The sequence below is a fragment of the Photobacterium sp. 53610 genome (assembly GCF_036409375.1).
In the GTDB taxonomy this organism is placed as follows: Bacteria; Pseudomonadota; Gammaproteobacteria; order Enterobacterales; family Vibrionaceae; genus Photobacterium.
Genome location: NZ_JAXOFS010000001.1, coordinates 221,383 through 235,214, shown reverse-complemented (window position 1 = coordinate 235,214; position 13,832 = coordinate 221,383). Strand labels below are relative to the sequence as shown.

Below are 13,832 nucleotides of genomic sequence, written 5' to 3'. Positions count from 1 at the left end.
GCACTCTCCTTATATTTTTCTGGGCTTTAAACGCCATAATATTGCTGTAGCGAAAATTCAAACACTTGTTCTATACAAGCATTACAGCACAATTAACATTGAATTAACACAACTGATTAGACCAGCTTTTTGATTTTTGAAGTAAACAGCAAAATCTGTTCACAGACTTGCCGGGGGCTTTCCAGATGGCAGTGATGGCCACCGGGAACTGTTATCTGAGCGGCCTGTGGAACCCAGGAAAGCCCTGCATCAGGCTCTTTCAGATAAGTGAACCCACGCTCACCAAGTACGGACAAGACCGGGCACGCAATACCGGACATCAGTGTTTTCGCTTGCATTTCTGTCATCCTGATCAGTGAGTCACAACGTAACTTGTCGTCATGCCGCCAGTACCAGTGATCCCCATCCCGATAAGTTGCACGCTGAACCAATGGTCGCAGTTGCTCTGCATCCAATCCATTAATCCGGCAACGAACAGTCAATGCGGCCTGAAATGAGTCGAGCTTAAGTCTTTTCGAGACTCTTTGCCTGCGTTTCATCCGGCTTTCAATTCCCTGACGTAACCTGTCAGCAGCTAATTCAGCGTTTTCACAAAGCGGAGCAAGCCCTTCAATTAACACTAAACCAGCCAGAGTTTCAGGAAATGCTCCTGCGTAGGCCGCCGCCACCAGTGCTCCCAGCGAGTGCCCGACTAAAATCACAGATTGTCCGGCTAATGCCTGTCTGATCTGTGCCAGATCGTCAACATAATCCATGAAATAGTAGTAATTGTCCGTCCCCCTGTGCTCAGACAAGCCATGTCCCGGCCAGTCAACCGAGACCAGATGAAAAGCTGCGCTCAAGGGTTCGAATAAGGGGGTAAAGCTGGCCGCATTGTCATGCCAGCCATGCAGAAAGACCAAAGTCGGTCGCTGATCTGACAATTCAGCAGCGGAGACAAGCTTCCCCTGTGCCAGTGCTTCTCGGCAAGGCGGGAAAGATGTCATGATCGCCAGCTCGGATTCTGCCAGCGGCAATCGGCACTCATACATCATATGAAGATTCAATCATCAGGTACGATAGAAAACAGATTTGTTCAGGGGCTGACCCGATACCGGATATCAGCACTGTCCGGCCTCAGACCGTAGTGAATATACTGACAACGAATGCCCAGACACCGGTAGTAGGTGTTCACATCGTCAATGCGAACCTGCTCTTCGATACGCCAGACTTGCTGCCCTTTGGCAAAGACAACAGGATAGGTGTAATCATACTGGCCGATTTTCCCCATTTCGCTGCCACGAAGCTGACCGGCGACAGTCACCAGCTTTCCTTCCGCGTACTCAATCGGATCGGCAAATCCGTCAATATATGCAATAAAACGGCCTTGAGGTTTTGCCGTCAGATCCGGGCGGCCGGAGGTGTCAATTGGTAAACTGGCCACTTCCAGACGAGTGCGTTTCGCCTCATTTACAACAGAAGCAATCACGCCGCCCAGACGCACTTCACGCCCCTGCACCCCCTGAGGGTCTTCAATCACCATCGTCAGATCGGTAATCGGTTTAGCTGTTGTTGTTTGTAAACTGTCGGGCAACTGACTGCAACCACTCAGAGCCAGTAAGGCAAACGCCAGGATTGTCTTTTTCACCACGGATCCTTTTCAAAAAGAAAAACAGGGAACTGCTTTGCGATTGCGACTGATCAAATAAAAAGATCGACGCCCAGCAACCGGGAGAACTCTTCCCGTTTAGACTGATGCAGTACATCCAGATAAGCAGAAAGGGCCTGCTTATTTCTCCCTTGCGGGCTGTCATACTGAACCTGACTGTGGGCTTCCTCAATCAGTGCAGGATCTTTAATCGTTTCCGCCACGGCTCTGGCCACCACAGTCGGCTGAGCAACCGGCGCAGCGGACTGTTCAGCTTTCTGCCGTTTGTCGGTTCTTCTGGCCCGTTGCGGGGCCTGTGTCGATGCCGGTAAACGAGGTATGGTGACCATAAAGACAATGAATCCTGATCAGAGGCCGTTATTCGCGGCCCGGTAGTTTTTTCCAGGTCACTTCATCCCGCAGGTAGACAGGGCTGGCATGTTCAGCGTCGACCACGTCACCACGCTGCAAAGCAAATTGTGCCAGCCAGGCCATATCCTGAGCTTCCGGATAAAGGACTGTGCTGGCTTGTTTTTCGACAGCCAATCCATTTAATTGTTCCTGATAGGTTTGCCACCCGGTTCCAGCGGTAAACCAGTTCACTTCTGGCAGAGTAACCAAGCGTTCAGCAGCCATTTCCGGCGGAAAAACCGCTTCTTCACCCAGCACAGACCAGTCGCCGTTTTGCTGACGCTGATACTGACCCCAGTAAATTTCGCCCATTCGTGCATCAATCGCAGCCAGAACATGATCTGCCTGATGCAGGCGATAAGCTCCCTGAGACATTGCAGCCAGCGTTGAAATACCAATCATAGGCAGCTCAGCGCCAAACGCGAGCCCCTGCGCAATACCAATCCCGATGCGCACACCGGTGAAACTGCCGGGACCACGGCCAAACGCCAGCGCATCCAACTGATTGAGTCGCAGGCCAGCTTCAGCCAGTACTTCATCAACCATAGGCAAAATTTTGGTTGTATGCTCACGCGGTGCAAACTCACAGCGTGCAATCACATCGCTCCCTGTCAAAAGAGCTACGGAACAATTTTCGGTCGCGGTATCAACAGCTAAGATCTTACTGCTCATTCAAGCCTCTGAATGCTGGCTGTCTGAAACATCCTGCGCGTTGTGCAGGCCAGACAGGAACTGCCCGACGCCTTCAACATCCCGGGTTCGCGGAATCGGCGGCAGACTTCGTAAAAACACAGCGCCATACGGGCGCGTCACCAATCGGTTATCACAGATCACCAGCACACCTTTGTCCTGCTGGTCCCGGATCAAACGGCCAACCCCCTGTTTCAGGGTGATCACCGCATCCGGGATCTGAACCTGTGCGAAAGGATCGCCACCGCGCAGGCGGCAATCCTCAATCCGTGCCTTCAGTAATGGATCATCCGGCGCGGTAAACGGTAATTTGTCGATAATAACACAGCTCAGCGCCTGCCCTCTAACATCAATGCCTTCCCAGAAAGCACCTGTTGCAATAAGCAGCGCATTTCCCAATTCCAGATATTCTGCCAGCAGTTTTTGCTTACTCGTTTCCCCCTGAACCAGTACAGGCAAGTCCAGAGACTCCCGAAAACCTTCGGCCAGTTCCCGGACCATCTGATGCGACGTACACAGGAAAAAACACCGCCCCCGATTGGCTTCAATCACCGGCGACATCAGCTGCACCAGCTTCGCGGCCATGCCATGACTATTCGGTTCAGGCAGAAACCGCGGCACACACAAGAGTGCCTGCTGCTGGTAATCAAACGGACTGGGTAAAGACATCTGCGCGGCTGGCTGCAAACCGAGACGGTGACTGAAATGGCCGAAGTCGTCATCCACTGCCAGCGTGGCTGAGGTAAAAATCCAGGCGCCTTTTTGCTGTTCTATCTGCTCATGAAACTTTTCTGCGACCGACAGCGGCGTAATATGCAAACTAAAATGACGCGGCGTACATTCATACCAATAGGAATAACCGGTGATAGATGTGTCACAAAGCCGCGCTAAACGGGCCTTAAACAACGTCGTACGCTCAAAAGCAGCATCCAGTAATTCGCTTCGCCCCAAAGCCAGTTTGAGCACGTCATGCGCCAATTCCAGCGCATCGTTTAAACGGGTCAGTTCACGCTGAATGGCCGGGCTGTTCACCGCATCACGCCAGTTGCCGCGATAACCGGGTTCACCGAGCACCAAACGTAAATCTGAAGCAGCCTGACTGAGCCGGTCTGCCGTTTTTTCCAGCTGGCGCATGTCCCGCGCCTCGGTCCGGTAACCAATGGTGATATCTTTTGACAAATCCTGGATTTGCCGGCTGGACAGGCTCTGGCCGAAATACTGGCTGGCGATATCCGGGATCTGGTGCGCCTCGTCAAAAATGAAGACATCAGCTTCGGGGATCAGCTCGCCAAATCCGGTTTCTTTGATGGCCAGATCCGCCAGAAACAAGTGATGGTTCACCACCACCACATCAGCATCCATGGCTTTCCGGCGTGCTTTCACCACAAAACAGTCTTCATAGGAAGGACATTCCCGCCCCAGACAGTTGTCATTGGTTGAGGTGATGGTCGGAATGACCGGACTGTCTTCAGGAATGGAATCACATTCACTGATATCGCCGGTTTTCGTGGCGGACGACCAGCTTCGAATCGTCACGAGCTGACTGAGCATTCCCGGATCAACATGACCACCGTGACTTTCCGTAATCTGGCGGCTGAGCCGATCCAGACACAGATAGTTTGAACGTCCTTTCAGCAGGGCAACTTTACCGGTAAAACCCAGTGCCTGCGTCATCAGGGGTAAATCACGATGAAACAACTGTTCCTGAAGGTTTTTGGAACCGGTGCTGATAATGGTTTTATGCCCTTTGACCAGCGCCGGCACCAGATAGGCGAATGTTTTTCCTGTTCCCGTGCCCGCTTCGACCACCAGCTGCTGCTGATGCCTGATTGCTTTTTCAACCGCTTCTGCCATATCAATCTGCGGCTGTCGTGCCTGAAATCCCGGAATGGCCTTTTCCAGTGCACCACCCGGTTGAAAAAATTTCGCAATCATAGAAGTCAGTCTATTGGTTATTTATCCAGTATCTTTCCGCCGATTATGCCAAGAAAGCGGGGGGACAGCCAGCGGCAGTCATCCTCAAAAATTGTTGAGTGAGATCACAAAAGTTTTGACGCCGAAATCAATCCCATGTAAACAATAGGGTCTGTCAGCCTTTCCATACCCGGAACGCTGACACAAAAACCTAAAACAACATTCATTGATATGCTCGCAACATTAAGGACACCATGGAAAAGAAAATCCTGCTGACCGATTGCCCGGATGCCATGGGATTGATTTCTAAAATCACCAACATCTGTTACAAACATCAACTCAACATCGTTCATAACAAAGAATTTGTGGATCACAGCCACCGCCAGTTCTTTATGCGAACTGAACTGGAAGGGATCTTTAACGATGAAACCTTTCTGCTTGATTTAGACCGTGCACTGCCTGAAGGCAGCCACCGTCGTCTGGTCAGTTCAGCGCGTAAGAAAATCGTGATCATGGTGACCAAAGAAGCCCACTGTCTGGGTGATATTCTGGTCAAAGCCTATGATGGCACGCTGGATGTCGAGATTGCGGCTGTGGTCGGGAACTACGACAAACTGGGCGAACTGGTCGAAAAGTTCGGCATTCCTTTCCATCATGTCTGCCATGAAGGTCTGAGCCGTGAAGAGCATGAAGCGAAACTGCTGGACTGCATCGGCCAGTATGCCCCGGACTACGTTGTGCTGGCAAAGTACATGCGGATTCTGACGGCAAACTTCGTAGCTCAATATCCGCACCGGATCATCAATATTCACCACAGTTTCCTTCCGGCATTTATCGGGGCTCAGCCGTATAAGCAAGCCTACGAGCGCGGCGTGAAGATCATTGGGGCTACTGCACACTTCGTCACGAACGATTTAGACGAAGGACCTATCATCACCCAGAATGTCATTCCGGTTGATCACAACTACAGCGCGGAAGACATGGCCCGTTCCGGCCGTGATGTTGAAAAATCTGTTCTGAGCAAGGCACTGAGCCTCGTTCTGGAAGACAAAGTGTTCGTTTACGGCAACCGGACTGTCGTCCTTTAATATCGAGCAGATGTCCAACAAAAAAGGGCAATCCAGTGAATGGTCTGCCCTTTTTTATATTTTCTTTTTTATCTCAACTTTCGCTGGCAATCACAGCCTTGAGCGAACACGGATGCAGCTTAATACACACCCCGTCTTTCTTGAATGCAATCGTCGGATTCGCCAGGCGCTCTTTCTCTCCGGCCGGAGAACTGGCTTTCACTTTAATACCGTCAGCCTCAATCTTTTGCCAGTCCAGCGCAGGAAAACGTGTCTCCAGAACTGATTTCAGTTCATCTGTTGTCGTTGCCTGACAAGGCACCACAAACTCCACATGCTCCCAACCCTGTACCGGATACACTTTGTCACCCGGGTATGGCAATTCCAAAGCTTCAATCTTCCAGTGACCTGCCACTAAAGGCTGGGTAAAGCCAATCACAACAATGGGACGGCCATTGATCACATTCGTCGACCATTCTTCACCGTAGGCCAGCCAGGCCTGATGTAATTGAGAAGCCAGCGACGCATCATTCACCCGCAGTGCAACGTGATCTGCCTGACAAGCAGATAAGTCGAGTCCTAACTGTTCCGAAAGTGCGGTAATTTTCGCCATAAATTCAGGCAGCTGTGCCAGCATTTGTTCCGGATGTAGGTTTACCTGCTTTAAATCCTGCATGTGATTTCTCCTCGCAATTTATAGGCGCTCATTATCCACAGAATCTTTTTCAGCAAAAGCCTTCCGCATCCAGCCGCCTGTGCGGCACCCAGCGAAGAAAAAAAACAGTCCTGAACGCTTTTCACCTTGCCAAACGCCCCGCATTTATTGGTATTATTACAGCTAACTGATTTTCGTATCCATACAGCCGTTTTTACAGCCAGCAAGCTCCCGTCAGCGCTACCCGGATTACCTTTTATTCAGACATCAGACGCAGTAAACGCTTTCATCTGGTGCCGTTGCTGACCACGCGATAAACGAGTCATGCCGCTGGGCTGTAGTCCGTACGATATTGAATACCCAAGAGTTTTGCCCGTCTGGCAGGCTCCAGACCGATTGAAAGGATAGACGTGTGAACATTCAAGCACTCATTAACGATAAAGTTTCCCAGGCGCTGGAAGCAGCGGGCGCGCCAGCAGGCAGTCCTGCGGCCGTTCGTCAATCAGCCAAAGTACAGTTCGGTGATTACCAGGCCAATGGTGTGATGGGTGTTGCCAAAAAACTGGGAACCAACCCGCGCGAGTTTGCACAAAAAGTTATCGATAACCTCGATCTGGGCGACATGGCTGAGAAAGTAGAAATCGCCGGTCCGGGTTTCATCAACATCTTCCTGAACAAAACCTGGCTGGCCGAGCGTGCTGAAGCCGCACTTGCGGACGAGCGTCTGGGCGTTGCAAAACAAGCGGCCCAGAATATCGTGGTGGACTACTCTGCTCCGAACGTCGCCAAGGAAATGCACGTGGGTCACCTGCGCTCAACCATCATCGGTGATGCCGTGGTCCGTACACTGTCATTTCTGGGTCACAATGTCATTCGCGCCAACCACATCGGTGACTGGGGAACCCAGTTCGGTATGCTGATCGCCAACCTGGAGCGTGTTCAGCAGGAAGCCGGTGAAATTTCGATGGAGCTGTCCGACTTGGAAGCCTTCTATCGTGAATCGAAAAAACTGTACGACGAAGACGAAGCCTTTGCTGAGCGTGCACGGAACTACGTGGTGAAACTGCAAAGCGGTGATCAGTACTGTGCTGAAATGTGGAAAAAGCTGGTGGACATCACCATGGAACAAAACCAGCACAACTATGACCGTCTGAATGTCTCGCTGACTCGTGCCGATGTCATGGGTGAATCCATGTATAACCCGATGCTGCCGGGTATCGTTGCGGATCTGAAAGCAAAAGGTCTGGCGGTTGAGGACGACGGCGCTCAGGTTGTTTTCCTGGACGAGTTCAAAAACAAAGACGGCGAGCCAATGGGTGTGATCATCCAGAAACGCGACGGCGGTTTCCTGTATACCACAACGGACATCGCATGCGCTAAATACCGTCACGAGCAATTCAATGCCGACCGTGTTCTGTATTTCATTGACTCCCGCCAGCACCAGCACCTGATGCAGGCCTGGACGATTGTCCGCAAAGCGGGCTACATCCCGGAAACGATGTCACTGGAACACCATGCTTTCGGAATGATGCTGGGTAAAGATGGCCGTCCATTCAAGACCCGCGCTGGCGGTACTGTGCGTCTGACCGATCTGCTGGATGAAGCCGAATCACGCGCGAATGCACTGATTGAAGAGAAAAACCCGGAACTGGATGCCGCAGAAAAAGCGAAGATCGCCTCAACCGTTGCGATGGCGGCAGTGAAATATGCAGATTTGTCCAAGCACCGCACCACAGACTATGTATTTGACTGGGACAACATGCTGGCCTTCGAAGGCAACACTGCGCCGTACATGCAATATGCCTACACTCGCGTCATGTCTGTATTCAAACGTGCGGGCCTGAGCGAAAACGAGCTGACTCATCCGGTTGTGATCAACGACGAAAAAGAGCAGGTCCTGCTGTCGAAACTGCTGCAGTTTGAAGAAGCCGTGGAAACCGTTGCCCGTGAAGGTCACCCGCATGTCATGTGCAGCTACCTGTTTGAACTGGCCGGTAACTTCTCCAGCTTCTATGAAGCCTGCCCTATCCTGAATGCTGATGAGCCTGTAAAGCAAAGCCGTCTGAAACTGGCACTGCTGACAGCCAAGACCATCAAGCAAGGTCTGGATCTGCTGGGTATCGAAACACTGGAACGCATGTAATCTGACTGAACATCACATTTATCTAATACAGCAGAACTAAACTTGAAAAGCCTTCTAGGGTATTCTTAGAAGGCTTTTTAGTGCCATTAGAGGTTGAAGACCTTTTACTTAAACATGGAATGTTTATGAGCCTTGAAGACTCAAAAGATACCGGCATCAGTCTTACTGACGACTTTCTGTCGTCGACTCAAACCTTGCGTAAAACCATTCCTTTGATGATAAAGCATAAAGTTCCGACCACACCAGTCAATTATGCTTTATGGTACAGCTATACAACGAATCAGATGCCGCTGCTCAATCAGGCACTCGATCAAAGTCTGGCTCAGTATGGTCATTGCCCGCCCAGCCTGTCTGACTCTCTGTATCGTACTCACCTGAGCCAGGGGCCGGACAGTGAGCAGGGGCAGATCAGTCACAGCCTGCAAGCCATTATGGATGAGCTTTGCCACACCATGGACGGCTCTAAAAATGAGACCCAGGCTTTTCATCAATCTCTGTCGAAAACCTATCAGCGGCTCAGTCAAAAAGTGGCACAGGGGGTTAATGTGCATGAAGCCAACGGGCTGGTGCAGGAGCTGCTTGATGAGTCGAAAAGTATGCATCAATCCAGCGCCCTGCTGAATCAGCAGCTGGAAAGCGCTCATCAAGAAATTGAAAACCTGAAAAAAGCACTGAAAGACAGCCTGAAACATGCCAATGAAGACCCGCTGACCGGCTTGCTCAACCGCAGGGCTTTTCAGCAGGATCTGAACAGCTGTATCCAGCACCGCACTCCTTTCAGTCTGGTGCTGCTGGACATTGATAACTTTAAAACCTTCAACGATGACTTTGGCCACCTGATGGGAGACAAAGTCCTGTGTTCCGTCGCCCGGCATCTCCAGGCTTGGTGCGAATGGGGCATGCAGACATATCGCTACGGCGGAGAAGAATTCGTGGTGATTTTACCCGGCGCGACGCTCCAGCAAAGCTGGCAAAAGGCTGAGAAGCTGCGTCAGGTCATTTCCGGGATTGCCGTTCAGGACAAACAGTCCGGTAAAACCGTCAGCTCCATCACGGTTTCTATGGGTATTGCGGAGCAGACAGGAAAAGAAAACGGCCTGGCTGTTCTGGCCAGAGCCGATAAGTACCTGCTTCAGGCCAAAAGCCTGGGCCGGAACCGTGTCTTACCTCTGATTTGAGGGTGCAGTTACTGGCCAAAACGATGTGCGGTCTGCAGGTAAGAGATCTCATCCCGGGTCGATAATCTGCCGCATGCTGCATTGCGGTGCGGGAAACGCCCGAAATCTTTGATGACCTGATAATGGCTCACCGCATACTGATAGAAGTCATCGAACACCGCTTTATGTTCAGCAGGAACTGACTGACGCAACTGATCAAACCGGAAGACACTTTCTTCCTGATCTTCCAGCGCCTCAGAATGCTCCAGCGGCATATAAAAGAAAGCCTGTTCGATGGGGGTCAGCGAACGGTCGAAGTTTTTGGCCAGCCCTCGCTTACACAATGCCTGAGCCAGCGAATCATAACGAAAAGCAGCTGCCAAGCCACGATAGATATTCCGGCTGAACTGATCCAGCAGAATCAGGAGCGCCAGTGTACCTCTGGGCGTTTCCGTCCAGGCATTTAATTCTCCCCGGCCAGCCTGACTGACCAGATCCCGGAAACGTTCCGTGATTTCACGGTCAATCTCCTCACTGCCTTTGAACCAGAGACTCCGTTTGTTCTCCGCTGTCACGTCACCTTGCAGATGACCAAACCAATAGGCCAGAACGTCTTCAATATCTGCCATCGTTTTCCCCTCTCAAACCGTAACCTCTCACAAGGTTACTGTAATTTCGGCGCTTTCGCAGCCGCACTCTGTAGTTTATCCTAGGGTGAGCTGAACTGGTGTGAATGCAATTTGTATCGACCCGATAGCTGACTTGTGAAGCACTTAATAGAAAGAAGGAATACAACAATGAGTTTCACCCTTCATCCGAGACTGAGCGCGGATACTCAGGTCATTGGCGATTTACCACTGTGTCGGGTTCTGTTATCGAAAGAAGCCATTGGCCCCTGGCTCATTCTGGTCCCGCGCTATGAATCCTTAAGAGAAATCCATCACATGACCGCGGCCGATCAGCAGCAACTGATGATTGAATCTTCTGCCACAGCGCAGCTTCTGGAAACATATTTCAGCCCGGACAAAATCAATATCGGTGCATTAGGCAATCTGGTTCCGCAACTGCATATCCATCATATTGCCAGATTTACAACGGATATTGCCTGGCCCGGACCGGTATGGGGAAATACAGACGGCAGCCAGCGCACCGAAAGCGACGAAAAAATCCTGGCAGAACGACTGAAATCCTTATTCAGTCAATTGCCCGGCTTTTTACCGGTATAACGGCACCAAATCATCAGGGAGAGCAATGCTCTCCCTGATATTTACTCACAAATGACCGTCACCGGTAACTCATTCGCTTTGAGCACCCGGTACCAAACCTCACCCTGTGGTTTACAGCACCCGGCCGAACCACAACCATCACGTTCCTGTCCGATCAGGCCTTTTTTCACCCACAGCGCCATCATGGCATCCACCCCGTCTTCACTCAGACCAAACCGATGCGCCAGCTGACGGCGGCTGATCCGGCCAGATTGTTCAACCTGTTCCCGTAACTGCTGCAAAATCATAAAAGTACCCGTTTCAAACCTTGGTCTGTCTGACGACGGCTGTATCGCTTCAGCGCAAAGACAACGAGCAGATTAAGACTCAGGATAAGCGCAATCCAGCCCATACTGCCTGATGTACCCAATTCAGCAATCTGAAAACACAAGGTTGAGATACTGAACGCCAGCCACATAGTCCACGCGGCAATCGACACCGCAAAGCGACGGCCGAACTCCCGTGCATAAGCGCCCATTGCAGCAACACACGGCGTATAAAGCAGAATGAAGATTAAATATGACAGTGCAGCGGCCTCACTGCTGAATCCCGATCTCAAACTGTCGTATACCGATACACTGACCCCCTGCTCAGATGCAGCTAAAGAGGAGTCTTCCACATCCCCAACACTGATACCAAGCGGATCACTGTAATTCAGTGCAGCCAGGTTTGCCGGTACAGATGCTACAGCCTCAGCAAGACCGCCCCACAAATCGTAATCGCTGTCAGCCTCCTCACTGGTGGCGTACAGGCTGTTCAGTGTCCCCACAACAGCTTCTTTGGCAAATAAACCAGTGATAATCCCAACGGTCGCTGGCCAGTTATCTTCCTGGACACCCAGTGGCGACAGCAGCGGTGTCGCAAGCTGAGCCGATTTTGCCAGCACTGAATCCGGGCTGTTCTCATGACCAAAAGTACCATCGGTGCCAATCGAGTTCAGGAAACTCAGCAAAGTCACCACCAGCACGATGGTTTTACCGGCCCCAAATACAAAGCGTTTGAGTTTATGCCAGGTATTAATCATCACAGCACTGGCTTTCGGCCACTCATAGCGCGGTATCTCCATAATCAGCGCATCACTGGTTCCGGGCAAAATCGTATGGCGCAGGAGCAAGCCAGTCAGAACTGCCGCAACAATCCCGGCAAGATACAGGGCAAAGACCAGATGCTGCCCCTGATGCGGAAAAAAAGCCGCCGCAAAAAGCGCATAAACTGGCAGACGGGCACCACAGGACATAAAAGGTGCCATAGCAGCAGCCAGCTGTCTTTCGCGCTCCTGCTCCAGAGTCCGGGTGGCCATAATCGCAGGAACGTTACAGCCAAATCCCAGTACCAGCGGCACAAAAGCTTTGCCGGGCAAGCCGATTTTCTGCATCAGACGATCAAGCACGAACGCTGCTCTTGCCATATAGCCTGAGCTTTCCAGTAATGTCATCGACAGATAGAGAAACGCGATGACAGGAATAAACGTCGCGACCGTCTGGATGCCGCCCCCCAGCCCGTCACACAGGATAGTGACCAGCCAGGCTGGCAGACGCCCATCCAGCAGATGATGTCCGCCGTCGACCAGCACTGTCCCGACACTGATATCAAAGAAATCAATAAATGCGCTGCCGAGATTAATCGACACCATGAACATCAGATACATGGCTAACATCAGAATCGGTAAGCCCAGCCACGGATGCAGTACCCAGCGGTCAATTGCATCGCTGGCCGCCAGACTGCACTGCCCCTGCTGACGTCTGACCTGAGTGCACAACTGGTGCAAAAAGCTGTAACGACTCTCGGCAAAACTGATCTCCGGATCCAGCTGAGTGGCAATGCGTGCACAGCCCTGCACAACGGCTTGCTGAACATCAGTTGCCTGATGTTCCAGCAACAGTTCATCTCCCTCCAGCATTCTGAGCGCAATGCCCCGCTCCGCCAAAGGCTTCAAACCGTCAGACGCAGCATGAGCTCTGAGGCCTTTTTGCAGCAGCAAAGCAACTTCACGCTCAATGCAGTCATCAAAGCAGATCTCCGGTTGCCCGGCACTGATTTTTCGGCCCGGACTCGCAGCAATCACCTGAGCCAGTTCTTCCTTAAACCGGGTCACAGATTCTGACTGGTTCGCAGCAACAGTAAGCACAGGACATCCCAGCTGTGCCGCCAGCTTTTCCGTATTGATATGCTGCCGGTTGGACTGAATGACATCCATTTTGTTCAGCGCCACCACCACAGGCAGCCCCAGTTCCAGCAGTTGCAATGTCAAATACAGTCCCCGTTCCAGACAGCTGGCATCCACAACATTCAAAATAACATCTGCGTTTTCAGCCATCACAACCTGAGAGGCAATCGCCTCATCCAGACCGGCGCCGGAGGCATCACTATCCAGCTGATAAAGACCGGGCAGATCGGTCATCACGTACTGTTCATCAAGATAGGTATAGCGACCTGTTTTTTTGTCTACGGTAACGCCGGGCCAGTTACCGACTTTTTGCCGGGCGCCGGTCAGGCCATTAAATAAGGTGGTTTTCCCGCTGTTTGGGTTGCCTATCGTCAGCATCACGTGTGATTTCATTTCAGCGTTACCTCTATACTACTTGCGATCTTTTTCTGAATGGCCAGATCACATCCCCGCAGACGAATTTGCAGCGGATCTCCGAGTGGGGCGCGACGAATCAGCTGAACGGGGGTGTTCGGCAATAATCCCAACGCGACAAGACGCTTTCGCTGTTCCATTGGCAGGCTGGCAATATCGGTGATCACCGCACAATCACCAATGGAAAGTTCTGATAAACGCATATTAACACTCAACAATAATCATTCTTATTTTCAAATGTTAATGATGCGCGTGATGAAAGGATTGATCGTTATCAAATAACTCGATTAAAACTGTGAAGACTATGTTTTCAAAAACAGAG

At 51.4% G+C, this 13,832-nt stretch carries 14 protein-coding genes; 4 read left to right on the top strand and 10 right to left on the bottom strand.

The window, feature by feature from the left end; genetic code table 11:
* Positions 1-116 precede the first annotated feature (116 nt).
* Genes SPK40_RS01150 through SPK40_RS01130 form a run of 5 tightly spaced genes read right to left on the bottom strand, consistent with a single transcriptional unit; the run spans position 117 to position 4,663 of the window.
* A complete protein-coding gene (locus SPK40_RS01150) occupies positions 117-1,034 on the bottom strand; it encodes an alpha/beta fold hydrolase (RefSeq protein ID WP_330959157.1) in 918 nt (305 codons plus the stop codon).
* Between the two features lie 41 nt (positions 1,035-1,075).
* Complete coding sequence (locus SPK40_RS01145) at positions 1,076-1,627, bottom strand: Slp family lipoprotein (RefSeq protein WP_248140894.1); 552 nt, start codon at positions 1,625-1,627, stop codon at positions 1,076-1,078.
* A 53-nt stretch (positions 1,628-1,680) separates the two neighbouring features.
* Complete coding sequence (locus SPK40_RS01140) at positions 1,681-1,977, bottom strand: hypothetical protein (RefSeq protein WP_248140896.1); 297 nt, start codon at positions 1,975-1,977, stop codon at positions 1,681-1,683.
* A gap of 28 nt (positions 1,978-2,005) precedes the next feature.
* Positions 2,006-2,710 carry a tRNA (adenosine(37)-N6)-threonylcarbamoyltransferase complex dimerization subunit type 1 TsaB gene (gene tsaB, locus SPK40_RS01135; RefSeq protein ID WP_330959156.1) on the bottom strand — a complete coding sequence of 235 codons (705 nt, stop codon included), beginning with the start codon at positions 2,708-2,710 and terminating at the stop codon, positions 2,006-2,008.
* Positions 2,711-4,663 carry an ATP-dependent DNA helicase gene (locus SPK40_RS01130; RefSeq protein ID WP_330959155.1) on the bottom strand — a complete coding sequence of 651 codons (1,953 nt, stop codon included), beginning with the start codon at positions 4,661-4,663 and terminating at the stop codon, positions 2,711-2,713.
* A gap of 233 nt (positions 4,664-4,896) precedes the next feature.
* On the opposite strand from SPK40_RS01130, the gene purU reads away from it, so the two are divergent.
* Positions 4,897-5,730 carry a formyltetrahydrofolate deformylase gene (gene purU, locus SPK40_RS01125; RefSeq protein WP_248140899.1) on the top strand — a complete coding sequence of 278 codons (834 nt, stop codon included), beginning with the start codon at positions 4,897-4,899 and terminating at the stop codon, positions 5,728-5,730.
* A gap of 73 nt (positions 5,731-5,803) precedes the next feature.
* On the opposite strand, the gene SPK40_RS01120 is transcribed toward purU, so the two are convergent.
* Entirely contained in the window at positions 5,804-6,385 is a 582-nt protein-coding gene (locus tag SPK40_RS01120; protein WP_330959154.1) for a VOC family protein, read from the bottom strand.
* Between the two features lie 391 nt (positions 6,386-6,776).
* Here SPK40_RS01120 and argS point away from each other — a divergent pair, with 391 nt between their 5' ends.
* Both argS and SPK40_RS01110 read left to right on the top strand, forming a co-directional pair.
* Entirely contained in the window at positions 6,777-8,507 is a 1,731-nt protein-coding gene (argS, locus tag SPK40_RS01115; protein WP_248140901.1) for an arginine--tRNA ligase, read from the top strand.
* 125 nt (positions 8,508-8,632) lie between these two features.
* Entirely contained in the window at positions 8,633-9,685 is a 1,053-nt protein-coding gene (locus tag SPK40_RS01110) for a GGDEF domain-containing protein (protein WP_248140902.1), read from the top strand.
* 8 nt (positions 9,686-9,693) lie between these two features.
* Here the strand turns inward: SPK40_RS01110 and SPK40_RS01105 are convergent, their stop codons facing one another.
* Positions 9,694-10,293: a DUF924 family protein gene (locus SPK40_RS01105; RefSeq protein WP_248140903.1), complete on the bottom strand. Its 600-nt coding sequence runs from the start codon at positions 10,291-10,293 to the stop codon at positions 9,694-9,696.
* A 168-nt stretch (positions 10,294-10,461) separates the two neighbouring features.
* On the opposite strand from SPK40_RS01105, the gene SPK40_RS01100 reads away from it, so the two are divergent.
* Positions 10,462-10,890, top strand: a complete 429-nt coding sequence (locus SPK40_RS01100; protein ID WP_330959153.1) for an HIT domain-containing protein — start codon at positions 10,462-10,464, stop codon at positions 10,888-10,890.
* 41 nt (positions 10,891-10,931) lie between these two features.
* Here the strand turns inward: SPK40_RS01100 and SPK40_RS01095 are convergent, their stop codons facing one another.
* From SPK40_RS01095 to SPK40_RS01085, 3 genes are read right to left on the bottom strand one after another with little or no spacing between them, the layout of a single operon-like run.
* Positions 10,932-11,177, bottom strand: a complete 246-nt coding sequence (locus SPK40_RS01095; protein ID WP_248140905.1) for a FeoC-like transcriptional regulator — start codon at positions 11,175-11,177, stop codon at positions 10,932-10,934.
* Positions 11,174-13,489 (bottom strand): Fe(2+) transporter permease subunit FeoB, encoded by a 2,316-nt coding sequence (gene feoB / locus SPK40_RS01090; RefSeq protein WP_330959152.1) that lies wholly within the window; start codon positions 13,487-13,489, stop codon positions 11,174-11,176. The genes SPK40_RS01095 and feoB overlap by 4 nt, the downstream gene beginning before the upstream one ends.
* Positions 13,486-13,713, bottom strand: a complete 228-nt coding sequence (locus SPK40_RS01085) for a FeoA family protein (RefSeq protein WP_248140908.1) — start codon at positions 13,711-13,713, stop codon at positions 13,486-13,488. The genes feoB and SPK40_RS01085 overlap by 4 nt, the downstream gene beginning before the upstream one ends.
* Between the last annotated feature and the right edge of the window lie 119 nt (positions 13,714-13,832).

Coding starts and splice junctions, on each gene's coding strand:
- SPK40_RS01150 (WP_330959157.1), bottom strand. CDS start 1,034: ATGATGTATGAGTGCCGATTGCCGCTGGCAGAATCCGAGCTGGCGATC.
- SPK40_RS01140 (WP_248140896.1), bottom strand. CDS start 1,977: ATGGTCACCATACCTCGTTTACCGGCATCGACACAGGCCCCGCAACGG.
- tsaB (WP_330959156.1), bottom strand. CDS start 2,710: ATGAGCAGTAAGATCTTAGCTGTTGATACCGCGACCGAAAATTGTTCC.
- SPK40_RS01130 (WP_330959155.1), bottom strand. CDS start 4,663: ATGATTGCGAAATTTTTTCAACCGGGTGGTGCACTGGAAAAGGCCATT.
- purU (WP_248140899.1), top strand. CDS start 4,897: ATGGAAAAGAAAATCCTGCTGACCGATTGCCCGGATGCCATGGGATTG.
- SPK40_RS01120 (WP_330959154.1), bottom strand. CDS start 6,385: ATGCAGGATTTAAAGCAGGTAAACCTACATCCGGAACAAATGCTGGCA.
- SPK40_RS01110 (WP_248140902.1), top strand. CDS start 8,633: ATGAGCCTTGAAGACTCAAAAGATACCGGCATCAGTCTTACTGACGAC.
- SPK40_RS01105 (WP_248140903.1), bottom strand. CDS start 10,293: ATGGCAGATATTGAAGACGTTCTGGCCTATTGGTTTGGTCATCTGCAA.
- SPK40_RS01100 (WP_330959153.1), top strand. CDS start 10,462: ATGAGTTTCACCCTTCATCCGAGACTGAGCGCGGATACTCAGGTCATT.
- SPK40_RS01095 (WP_248140905.1), bottom strand. CDS start 11,177: ATGATTTTGCAGCAGTTACGGGAACAGGTTGAACAATCTGGCCGGATC.
- feoB (WP_330959152.1), bottom strand. CDS start 13,489: ATGAAATCACACGTGATGCTGACGATAGGCAACCCAAACAGCGGGAAA.
- SPK40_RS01085 (WP_248140908.1), bottom strand. CDS start 13,713: ATGCGTTTATCAGAACTTTCCATTGGTGATTGTGCGGTGATCACCGAT.